This window comes from Cupriavidus sp. WS (assembly GCF_000395345.1).
GTDB lineage: Bacteria > Pseudomonadota > Gammaproteobacteria > Burkholderiales > Burkholderiaceae > Cupriavidus > Cupriavidus basilensis_B.
Genome location: NZ_AQPL01000242.1, coordinates 23,307 through 33,863, shown reverse-complemented (window position 1 = coordinate 33,863; position 10,557 = coordinate 23,307). Strand labels below are relative to the sequence as shown.

Annotated in this window: 13 protein-coding genes; 6 read left to right on the top strand and 7 right to left on the bottom strand. The window is 68.6% G+C overall.

Translation table 11 applies throughout. From position 1 onward, the window contains the following. The first annotated feature begins 84 nt into the window (after positions 1–84). From K206_RS0119950 to K206_RS0119935, 4 genes are all read left to right on the top strand, one after another. A complete protein-coding gene (locus tag K206_RS0119950; RefSeq protein WP_020423849.1) occupies positions 85–447 on the top strand; it encodes a CidA/LrgA family protein in 363 nt (120 codons plus the stop codon). Beyond that, entirely contained in the window at positions 444–1,169 is a 726-nt protein-coding gene (locus K206_RS0119945; RefSeq protein ID WP_020204158.1) for an LrgB family protein, read from the top strand. Before K206_RS0119950 ends, K206_RS0119945 begins: the two co-directional genes overlap by 4 nt. A 110-nt stretch (positions 1,170–1,279) precedes the next feature. Continuing rightward, positions 1,280–1,645 (top strand): VOC family protein, encoded by a 366-nt coding sequence (locus tag K206_RS0119940; protein WP_020204157.1) that lies wholly within the window; start codon positions 1,280–1,282, stop codon positions 1,643–1,645. 73 nt (positions 1,646–1,718) lie between these two features. Further along, positions 1,719–2,432, top strand: coding sequence for a YafY family protein (locus K206_RS0119935; RefSeq protein ID WP_020204156.1), 714 nt, complete (start codon positions 1,719–1,721; stop codon positions 2,430–2,432). Between the two features lie 24 nt (positions 2,433–2,456). Here K206_RS0119935 and K206_RS0119930 read toward each other — a convergent pair whose 3' ends face one another. From K206_RS0119930 to K206_RS0119920, 3 genes are read right to left on the bottom strand one after another with little or no spacing between them, the layout of a single operon-like run. Further along, positions 2,457–2,948: a glutathione peroxidase gene (locus K206_RS0119930; protein WP_020204155.1), complete on the bottom strand. Its 492-nt coding sequence runs from the start codon at positions 2,946–2,948 to the stop codon at positions 2,457–2,459. Between the two features lie 38 nt (positions 2,949–2,986). After that, positions 2,987–4,126 (bottom strand): PilT/PilU family type 4a pilus ATPase, encoded by a 1,140-nt coding sequence (locus K206_RS0119925; protein WP_020204154.1) that lies wholly within the window; start codon positions 4,124–4,126, stop codon positions 2,987–2,989. A 58-nt stretch (positions 4,127–4,184) separates the two neighbouring features. After that, on the bottom strand, positions 4,185–5,228 hold the full coding sequence (locus tag K206_RS0119920; protein WP_020204153.1) for a type IV pilus twitching motility protein PilT: 1,044 nt from the start codon (positions 5,226–5,228) through the stop codon (positions 4,185–4,187). Positions 5,229–5,290: 62 nt separating this feature from the next. Between K206_RS0119920 and K206_RS0119915 the strand changes: the two genes are divergently transcribed. Beyond that, complete coding sequence (locus K206_RS0119915; RefSeq protein WP_029043848.1) at positions 5,291–6,016, top strand: YggS family pyridoxal phosphate-dependent enzyme; 726 nt, start codon at positions 5,291–5,293, stop codon at positions 6,014–6,016. Between the two features lie 58 nt (positions 6,017–6,074). Continuing rightward, positions 6,075–6,899 carry a pyrroline-5-carboxylate reductase gene (proC, locus tag K206_RS0119910; RefSeq protein WP_020204151.1) on the top strand — a complete coding sequence of 275 codons (825 nt, stop codon included), beginning with the start codon at positions 6,075–6,077 and terminating at the stop codon, positions 6,897–6,899. 120 nt (positions 6,900–7,019) lie between these two features. Here proC and ubiA read toward each other — a convergent pair whose 3' ends face one another. From ubiA to K206_RS0119890, 4 genes are all read right to left on the bottom strand, one after another. Beyond that, positions 7,020–7,877 carry a 4-hydroxybenzoate octaprenyltransferase gene (gene ubiA / locus K206_RS0119905; protein ID WP_020204150.1) on the bottom strand — a complete coding sequence of 286 codons (858 nt, stop codon included), beginning with the start codon at positions 7,875–7,877 and terminating at the stop codon, positions 7,020–7,022. A gap of 240 nt (positions 7,878–8,117) precedes the next feature. Next, positions 8,118–8,603 carry a Dps family protein gene (locus K206_RS0119900; protein WP_029043847.1) on the bottom strand — a complete coding sequence of 162 codons (486 nt, stop codon included), beginning with the start codon at positions 8,601–8,603 and terminating at the stop codon, positions 8,118–8,120. An 80-nt stretch (positions 8,604–8,683) separates the two neighbouring features. Continuing rightward, complete coding sequence (locus K206_RS0119895; RefSeq protein WP_020204148.1) at positions 8,684–8,890, bottom strand: hypothetical protein; 207 nt, start codon at positions 8,888–8,890, stop codon at positions 8,684–8,686. 72 nt (positions 8,891–8,962) lie between these two features. After that, entirely contained in the window at positions 8,963–10,411 is a 1,449-nt protein-coding gene (locus K206_RS0119890) for a catalase (protein WP_020204147.1), read from the bottom strand. Between the last annotated feature and the right edge of the window lie 146 nt (positions 10,412–10,557).

Here is a 10,557-nt window from a genome sequence, read left to right as displayed (position 1 = left end):
CTTGCCGGCGCGGCCCGCCGGCAAGGCCGCGCCGGGTTACCATGCGGCTGCCCCAGATCCGCACGCTCCGGCGTGCCCTTCGCCATGCTCCAGACCTTCGCCATCCTCCTCGTCTTCCAGTCCGTCGGGGAAGCCCTCAGCTATGCCCTGAGCCTGCCCGTGCCCGGCCCGGTGATCGGCATGATCCTGCTGTTCTGCTGGCTCGCCATCGACGACCGCATCCTGCCGGTGATCCAGGGCACCACCTCCGAGCTGCTCAAGCACCTGTCGCTGCTGTTCGTGCCGGCCGGCGTCGGCATCATGGTGCATGCGCACCGCATCGGCGGCGAGTGGCTGCCGATCGTGGTGGCGCTGGTGCTGTCGACCTGGCTGGCCATCGCCACCACCGCGCTGGTGGCGCGCGCGCTGATGCGCCGCGCGCACGGCGGCAACGGAGAGCGCGCATGATGACGCCGCGCCTCAACGAGATCTGGGTCTACCTGGCGGCCAGCCCGCTGCTGGGCCTGACCGCCACGCTGCTGGCCTACGTGTTCGCGTTCCGCATCTACGAGCGCGCGCGCTTCTCGCCGCTGGCCAACCCGGTGATGATCGCGGTGGCGATCCTGGTCACGCTGCTGACCGTGACCGGCACGCCGTACAAGACCTACTTCGACGGCGCGCAGTTCGTGCACTTCCTGCTCGGGCCGGCCACGGTGGCGCTGGCGGTGCCGCTCTACCTGCAGCTGCCCAAGCTGCGCCGCCACGTGCTGCCGCTGCTGGGCGGGCTGCTGGCGGGCTCGCTGGTGGCGGTGGTCTCGGCGGTGGGCATCGCCTGGCTGCTGGGCGCGTCGCCGGAGACGATCCGCTCGCTCGCGCCCAAGTCGGTCACCATCCCGATCGCGATGGGCGTGGCCGAGAAGATCGGCGGGCTGCCCTCGCTCACCGCGGTGCTGGTGATGCTGACCGGCATCATCGGCGCGGTCAGCGCGACGCGGCTGCTGAACCTGCTGCGCATCACCGACTACACCGTGCGCGGCTTCGCCACCGGGCTGGCGGCGCACGGCATCGGCACCGCGCGCGCGTTCCAGGTCAACCAGGAAGCGGGCGCCTTCGCCGCGCTCGGCATGGGTCTGAACGGCGTGCTGACGGCGGTGATGGTGCCGGTGCTGGCGGCGTGGATGCCGCGCTGAGCGCGGTCGCGCACAGGGCGGCGGCAGCCGCACAAATCGCTGCTGACAGCACGTTGTCAGGAGCCCCCGCGCATGATCGGCCTCTCCAACCCGACCGCAAGGAGGTCATCATGAGTGGACTGATCAACTGGCTTGAAATCCCCGTCGCCGACATGCCGCGCGCCATCCGTTTCTACGAGCAGGTATTCCAGACCCGCCTCAAGCGCGAAATGATGGAGCAGATGGACATGGCGATATTCGACAACATGGAGCCCGGCGGCGCGCTGGTGGCGGGCGAGTCATTCCGGCCCTCGGCCGACGGCTGCGTGCCCTACCTGCACGCGCCGGGGCTGGTGGCGCTGCTGGCGCGCGCGCAGGCCGCGGGCGGCAAGACCGTGTTCGGCCCGCTGCAGCTGCCTGGCGACATCGGCCACATCGCGCATATCATCGATACCGAAGGCAACCGCATCGGCCTGCACCAGCCGCTGGCCGGCTGAACAGGCCGGCCGGAAGCGCCGCCAACAGGCGCGCCATTGCCAACCTTTCCGCCCGAGACATGAACCGAGTCCGATGAGCCGCCGCGCCGACCGCCTTTTCCAGATCGTGCAGGTGCTGCGCGGGCGCCGCCTGACCACGGCGGCGCTGCTGGCGCAGCGGCTCGGCGTGTCCGAGCGCACGGTGTACCGGGACATCCAGGCGCTGTCGCTGTCGGGCGTGCCGGTCGAGGGCGAGGCGGGCATCGGCTACCGGCTGCGCGCGGACTACGACGTTCCCCCGCTGATGTTCACCGCCCTGGAAGTCGAGGCACTGGTGGCCGGGCTGCGCCTGCTCAAGGCCTGGGGCGGCGGCGCGCTGGCCGCCGCGGCCGATCCCGCGCTGGAGAAGCTGGTGGCCGCGCTGCCGCCGGCGCGGCGCCTCGCGGCGCAGCAAAGCCGCGTGTTCGCGCCCGAGTTCGTCAACCATCCCCAGGTGCGCGACGCCTTCGACGTGGTGCACGGCGCCATGAACGCCCAGCGCCTGCTGCGCCTGGACTATACCGACGCGCAGCAGCGCGCCACCGACCGCGTGGTGCAGCCGCTCGGCCTGTTCTTCTGGGGCAACAACTGGCTGCTGGCGGCGTGGTGCACCACGCGCACCGACTACCGCAGCTTCCGCCTGGACCGCTGCCGCAGCATCATCATGCTCGACGACCGCTTCCACGAAACGCCGGACCGCTCGCTCAACGGCTTCCTGCGCGCGGTGCAGGCCAGCGGCGCGGGCGGCGACAACCCCGCGCGCGCGTAGCGTCGATGGTGCCGGCGATGCGGCTTACGCCGGCTCGGCCAGCAGCGTCTCGATGTCGGCCTTGATGTCCTCGGGCTTGGTGGTCGGCGCGTAGCGCTTGAACACCGTGCCGTCGCGGCGCAGCAGGAACTTGGTGAAATTCCACTTGATCGCCTCGATGCCGAGCACGCCGGGCTTCTCCGAGGTCAGCCAGCGGTACAGCGGATGCGCGTTGGCGCCGTTGACGTCGATCTTGGCGAACATCGGGAAGGTGACGTGGAAGCGCGCCTCGCAGAACTGACCGATCTGCGCGGCGTCGCCGGGCTCCTGCTTGCCGAACTGGTTGCACGGGAAACCCAGCACTTCCAGGCCGCCCGCGCCGTATTGCTCCTGCAGCGCCTGCAGGCCCGCGTACTGCGGCGTGAAACCGCATTCGCTGGCGGTGTTGACGACCAGCAGTACCTTGCCGGCGAAGCGCGACAGCGGCACCGCATCGCCGGCAAGCGAACTGGCTTCGAACTGGTAGACGTTGCTCATGGCGGCACTCCTTGGTTGGCCCGCGCGGCGCGCCGGCTTCAGATGACGTTGAGGTGCTCGGTGCCGGCGCCGAGATCGCTCTCGCGGTCGCGCGAACCATGCAGCTTGATCATCAGGCGCAGGTCGTTGAGCGAGTCGGCGTTCTTCAGCGCGTCTTCATAGCTGATCTTGCCGGACTCGTGGAGGTCGAACAGCGCCTGGTCGAACGACACCATGCCCTGCTCGCGCGATTTCTTGATGACTTCCTTGAGCGCGTGGATCTCGCCCTTGAAGATCAGGTCGGCCACCAGCGGTGTGCCGATCATGATCTCCACCGCCGGCACGCGGCCCTTCTGGCCCTTGCGCGGCAGCAGCCGCTGCGAAATCATCGCCTTGAGGTTGAGCGACAGGTCGATCAGCAGTTGCTGGCGCTTTTCCTCGGGGAAGAAGTTGACGATGCGGTCGATGGCCTGGTTGGCGTTGTTGGCGTGCAGCGTGGCCAGGCACAGGTGGCCGGTCTCGGCGTACTGCATCGCGTATTCCATGGTCTCGCGGTCGCGGATTTCGCCGATCAGGATCACGTCGGGCGCCTGGCGCAGCGTGTTCTTCAGCGCGATGTGCCAGGACTCGGTGTCGATGCCCACCTCGCGCTGCGTGACGATGCAGTTCTGGTGCGCGTGCACGTATTCGATCGGGTCCTCGATGGTGATGATGTGCCCGTAGGAATGCGCGTTGCGGTGGTCGAGCATGGCCGCCAGCGAGGTGGACTTGCCCGAGCCGGTGGCGCCGGTGACGATCACCAGGCCGCGCTTGGCCATCACGATGTCGTGCAGCGTCGGCGGCAGGTCGAGCTCGTCGACCGACGGGATGCGCGTGTTGATGGTCCGCACCACCATGCCGGCCTTGCCCTGCTGGATGAAGGCGGAGACGCGGAAGCGCCCGGCGCCCTGCACCGAGATCGCGAAGTTGCATTCGTGGCTGTGGTCGAACTCCGCGATCTGGCGCTCGTTCATGATGGAATGCACCAGGTCGAGCGCCTGCGCCGGAATCAGCGGCTGCTGCGAGACCGGCGTGATCTTGCCGTCGACCTTGATCGCGGGCGGGAATTCGGCGGTGATGAACAGGTCCGAGCCGCGGTTGTTCACCATCAGCTCGAGCAGGTCGTTGATGTACTTGGCGGCGGATTCGCGGTCCAGCATGGCAGTTACCTGTTTCGGGTACGGCGGTCGGGTGTGGGATCGGCGGCGCGGCCGCGCCTCAGCCCGTGAAGGAGTCTGGGTTCTTGGCGATGGCGCGCGCGTCGGTGTAGCCGATCAGCCCGCGCTTGATCAGGTCCGACAGGCACTGGTCCAGCGTCTGCATGCCCATGCCGCTGCTGGTCTGCATCATCGAGTACATCTGCGCGATCTTGTTCTCGCGGATCAGGTGGCGGATGGCCGGCGTGGCGATCATGATCTCATGCGCCGCGGTGCGGCCGTTGCCGTCGCGCGTCTTGAGCAGCGTCTGCGAGATCACCGCCTCGAGCGATTCGGACAGCATGGTGCGCACCATGTCCTTTTCCTCGGGCGGGAACACGTCGACGATCCGGTCGATGGTCTTGGCCGCCGAGCTGGTGTGCAGCGTGGCGAACACCAGGTGGCCGGTTTCCGCGGCGGTCAGCGCCAGGCGGATGGTTTCCAGGTCGCGCAGCTCGCCCACCAGCACCACGTCCGGGTCCTCGCGCAGCGCCGAGCGCAGCGCGTTGGCGAACGAATGCGTGTGCGGCCCCAGCTCGCGCTGGTTGATCAGGCTCTTCTTCGAGGTATGCACGAACTCGATCGGGTCTTCCACGGTCAGGATGTGGCCCATGTCGTGGTCGTTGCGGTGGTCCACCATCGCCGCCAGCGTGGTCGACTTGCCCGAGCCGGTGGGCCCCGTCACCAGCACCAGGCCGCGCGGCTTCATGCACAGGTCGGCGAACACCGCCGGCGCGCGCAGGTCTTCCAGCGTCAGCACCTTGGAGGGAATGGTCCGGAACACCGCGGCCGCGCCGCGCTGCGTGTTGAATGCGTTGACGCGGAAGCGCGAAAGCCCGGCGATCTCGAACGAGAAGTCGATCTCCAGGCGTTCTTCATACTGTTTGCGCTGGGTGTCGCTCATGATGTCGTACACCATGGCGTGGACGTCCTTGTGCGCCATCGCGGCCACGTTGATGCGGCGCATGTCGCCGTGGATGCGGACCATCGGCGGCATGTCCGCGGACAGATGAAGATCGGACGCCTTGTTCTTGACGGCGAAAGCCAATAGCTGCGCGATGTCCATCTATAATGACCCCACCCTTTTTTGTCGTACTTTGTTGTACTTCTTGATATGTTCGCCGGATTATGTCTGTAATCGCCGCCAACTTGCAAGCCGTGCACCGGCGCATCGCGGCAGCCGCACAACAGGCCGGACGGGTGGCCGCCGACGTCACCCTGCTGGCGGTTTCCAAGACCTTCCCGGCGGATGCCGTGCGGGCCGCCTTCGACGCCGGCCAGCGCGCCTTCGGCGAAAACTACGTGCAGGAAGGCGCCGACAAGATCGGGCAACTGGCCGACCTGCGCGATGCCATCAGCTGGCATTTCATCGGCCCCCTGCAAAGCAACAAGACGCGCGTGGTGGCCGAGCGCTTCGACTGGGTCCACGCGGTGGACCGCCTGCGCATCGCCGAGCGGCTGTCGGCGCAGCGCCCGGCGGGACTGCCGCCGCTGCAGGTCTGCCTCCAGGTCAATATCAGCGGCGAAACCAGCAAAAGCGGCGTGACCCCGGCGGAAGTGCCCGCGCTGGCGCGCGCCGTGGCGGCGCTGCCCGGGCTGCGGCTGCGCGGGCTGATGGCGATTCCCGAGCCGGCCGCCGATGCCGCCGCGCAGCGCCGGCCGTTCGCGGCCATGCGCGCGCTGCTCGAAACCCTGCGCGCGCAGGGCCTGGACGTGGACACGCTGTCGATGGGCATGTCCGCGGACATGGAGGCCGCCATCGCCGAAGGCGCCACCCTGGTGCGCATCGGCACTGCGATCTTCGGCGGCCGCGACCACGGCCGCGCGCCCCAGGCCAGCGCCACGCACGGCTGATTGCCACCCGCCCGCCGGCGGCCCCTTTCCGAATTCCAGCCAGAGACAAAGACAAGCGATGCTCGACACCCTCACCTTCGGCTTCCTCGGCGGCGGCAACATGGCCACCGCCCTGATCGGCGGCCTGATCGCCCGCGGCGTGCCCGCCACCTCGATCCGCGTGGTCGACCCGTTCGAGGACGCCCGGGCGCGCCTGCGGCGCGACCACGGCGTGCATGCCGCCGCCGCGCCCGACGCCGCCTTCGGCGCCAGCGACGTGCTGGTGCTGGCGGTCAAGCCGCAGCAGTTCCGCGACGCCGCCGCGTCGCTGGCGCCGTATCTCGCCGACAACCTGATCGTCAGCGTGGCCGCCGGCATCCGCCTGTCCGACATGCAGCGCTGGTTCGGCGGCCACGCGCGCCTGGTGCGCGCCATGCCCAACACCCCGGCGCTGGCCGGCATCGGCATGACGGGCCTGGCCGCCGCGCCCGGCCTCGGCGAGCGCGACCGCGCGATCGCCGGCGCGCTGGCCGAAGCGGTCGGCAAGTGCGAATGGGTGGAAGGCGACGCGCAGATCGACGCCGTCACCGCGATCTCCGGCAGCGGCCCGGCCTATGTCTTCTACTTTGTCGAGGCGATGGAAAAGGCCGCCACCGAACTCGGCCTGAGCGCCGCGCAGGGACGCGCGCTGGCGGTGGAGACCTTCCGCGGCGCCGCCGCGCTGGCCGCGCAGTCGGCGGAGCCGGTCAGCGTGCTGCGCGAGCGCGTGACGTCGAAGGGCGGCACCACTTACGCGGCGCTGATGTCGATGCAGGCCTCGGGCATCGGTGACGCTTTCGTGAAAGCCATGCACGCGGCCGCCGCGCGCGCGGCGGAAATGGGCGCGGAATTCGGCAAGGACTGAGCCGGGAAAGCAAAGCGCAGGAAAACGCGGCGCAAACCCGCGATTCCGGGGCACCAGCCGAAGCCGGCGGATGGGCCAGCACCGCGCGGGCGGGCCCAGGCAAGGTGTCCTCCCCAGGAATCAGCGCAGCGCGTAGGCCGCCGCCGTCCCCGCGAACACGAACGCGCCGAGCCAGTTGTTGTGGCGGAACGCGGCGAAGCATTGCATGCGGTCGCGGCCGCGGATCAGCGTGTAGTGATAGGCCACGCAGACGGCCGCGGCCGCCAGCCCGGCCCAGTAGGGCCAGCCCAGCCCGAGCCGGGCGCCGGCCCACGCCATCAGGCCGAGGAAGGCGGCGTAGCACAGCATGATGGCCGCCACGTCGAAGCGGCCGAAGGTGATGGCCGAGGTCTTCATGCCGATCAGCAGGTCGTCGTCGCGGTCGACCATCGCGTAGGCGGTATCGTAGGCCACCGCCCAGAACACGTTGGCCAGCAGCATGATCCACGCCACCGCGGGCACCTCGCCGCGCACGGCGGCGAAGGCCATCGGGATGCCGAAGCCGAAGGCGATGCCGAGATAGGCCTGCGGAATGGCGAAGAAGCGCTTGAAGAACGGATAGGTGGCCGCGATGATGGCCGCCGCCACCGCCAGCCATTTGGTCAGCGCGTTGAGCGGCAGGATCAGCACGAAGGCCAGCAGCGCCAGCACCGCCGCCACCGCGATGGCTTCCCACGCGGCGATCTTGCCGGCCGTGAGCGGGCGTTCCTTCGTGCGCTTGACGTGCTTGTCGAAGTCGCGGTCGGCCCAGTCGTTCATGGCGCAGCCGGCCGAGCGCATCAGGAAGGTGCCGGCGAAGAAGATCCAGAACAGGCCCCACGCGGGCGGCCCGCCGGCGGCCATCCACAGCGCCCACAGCGTGGGCCACAGCAGCAGCAGCGTGCCGATGGGCTTGTCGATGCGCACCAGGCGCGCGTACAGGGCGAGGCGTTCGAGCATGGCAGGGGTCCGCGATGCGGAGGGCGGACGGAAAAGCTGGGACGTTGAACGAAAAACGCGCCGCAGCCCGGTCGAGGCGCGGCGCGCGAGGCGGCTGATGGTCAGGCGGTCAGGCGGCGCGGGGAACGCGCCCGGATGACAGGCGCGTGACACGCGATTGACGCTCGCCGGCAGTCGGCGGAGGGGCGACCGGCCTTCCGGCGCCCCCGTCAGCGGCGCCGGCCGGCGCCGACCGGCAACTCAGGCCAGCATCGAGCGCAGCATCCACGCGGTCTTTTCGTGCGTCTGCATGCGCTGGGTCAGCAGGTCGGCCGAGGGTTCGTCGCCGGCGGCGTCGATCACCGGGAACAGCGAGCGCGCGGTGCGCACCACGGCTTCCTGGCCTTCGACCAGCTTGCGGATCATCTCGGTGGCTTCGGGCACGCCCTCTTCCTCGGCGATCGACGACAGGCGGGCGTATTCCTTGTAGGTGCCCGGCGCCGGGTAGCCCAGCGCGCGGATGCGCTCGGCGATGGAGTCCACCGCCAGCGCCAGCTCGTTGTACTGGGTCTCGAACATCAGGTGCAGCGTGTTGAACATCGGACCCGTGACGTTCCAGTGGAAGTTGTGGGTCTTGAGATAGAGCGTGTAGGTATCCGCCAGCAGCTTCGAGAGACCTTCTGCGATCTTCTTGCGTTCTTTGTCGGAAATACCGATGTTGACGCTCATCTCATTTTTCTTTGCCATGATAGGTACGCTCCAGATCTGGGGGTGGCCACGAAAACTGCCGCGCGACTCGGACGCGGCACAACCCGCACATTATGGCATCACCCACCGAAGACGGACAAACCGCCGGTGAAAGTCCGCGCGGCATCCAGGAACATCGCGGCGGCGCCCAGCGCGATCACCGCCATGCCGATTTCCTTGCGCCACAGCTTGCGCTGCAGGCGCGCCGCATCGGCATGGCCGGCGCGGTCGTGCGCGTCGTGGCGCAGTTGCTGCAACTCGCTGACGAACAGGTCGATCATGGCCATGATGGTTCTCCTTGCGTTGCCGTCCGGCCGGCGCCCCCCGGGGCGCCGGCACGGGCCGGGGTGTGACTTCGGTTACTTCAGGTTGAGCGCGCGCTTGACGCCCTCGCCGTAGGCCGGGTCGGCCTTGGTGAAGTGCTCGATCTGCACGCGCACGATGTCTTCGGGCACGCCCTGCATGGCCGCCGCGATGTTCGCGTACAGGCGCTGGCGCTGCGCCTCGTCGAACAGGCGGAACAGCGCGCCGGGCTGGCTGTAGTAGTCGCCGTCGACGCGGTGGTCCCAGTGGTCGGCGGCCTGCCCGTCCAGCGCCAGCGGCGGTTCCGCGGCGCGCTCGCTGGCGGCGTAGGCGCCCAGGCGGTTGGGCTCGTAGTTCAGCTTGCCGCCCTGGTTGCCGTCCACCCGCATCGCGCCGTCGCGGTGGTAGCTGTTCGGCACCGGCACCTTGGGCGCGTTCACCGGGATCTGGTTGTGGTTCACGCCCAGGCGGTAGCGCTGCGTGTCGCCATACGAGAACAGCCGGCCCTGCAGCATCTTGTCGGGCGAGAAGCCGATGCCGGGCACCACGTTGGCCGGGTTCATCGCCACCTGCTCGACCTCGGCGAAGTAGTTGTCCGGGTTGCGGTTGAGCTCCAGCACGCCCACGTCGATCAGCGGGTAGTCCTTGTGCGGCCACACCTTGGTGAGGTCGAACGGGTTGATGTGGTACCTGGCCGCCTCGGCCTCGGGCATGATCTGCACGCGCACGTTCCAGCGCGGGAAGTTGCCTTTCTCGATGTTCTCGAACAGGTCGCGCTGGGCGCTCTCGCGGTCGCCTGCCACCACCTTGGCGGCTTCCTCGTTGGTCCAGTTGGCGATGCCCTGCGCCGACTTGAAGTGGAACTTGACCCAGAAGCGCTCGTTGGCCGCGTTGATGAGCGAATACGTGTGCGAGCCGAAGCCGTGGATCTGGCGGTAGTTCTGCGGCAGGCCGCGGTCGCTCATCAGGATGGTGACCTGGTGCAGCGATTCGGGATGGCGCGACCAGAAATCCCACACGGCGACGGCGTCGCGCAGGTTGGTGCGCGGGTTGCGCTTCTGGGTGTGGATGAAGTCGGGGAACTTGAGCGGGTCGCGCACGAAGAACACCGGCGTGTTGTTGCCGACCACGTCCCAGTTGCCTTCGTCGGTGTAGAACTTGATCGAGAAGCCGCGCACGTCGCGCTCGGCATCGGCCGCGCCGCGCTCGCCGGCCACGGTGGAGAAGCGCATGAAGATCGGCGTCTGCTTGCCGACCTGGCCGAACACCGAGGCCTTGCTGTACTTGCTGATGTCATGCGTGACGGTGAAGGTGCCGTGGGCGCCGGAGCCCTTGGCGTGCACGCGCCGCTCGGGAATCACCTCGCGGTCGAAGTGAGCGAGCTTTTCGAGGAACCACACGTCCTGCAGCAGCATGGGGCCGCGTGGGCCGGCGGTCTGGGAATTCTGGTTGTCGGCGACCGGCGCGCCCGCGCCGGTGGTGAGAATGTCCTTGTCCTTGCTCATCATGACCTCTTTTGTGGGTGATCGGGAAGTTCTGGCTGGGGGAACCGGTTTGGCAAGCCGCCGGGTAATTTCAGTACACCCGGGCGTAACAGGCAAGACAATCGGCCACCGCGCCCGCCAGCGTGCGCAGGAGGTTGCCCCGGTCG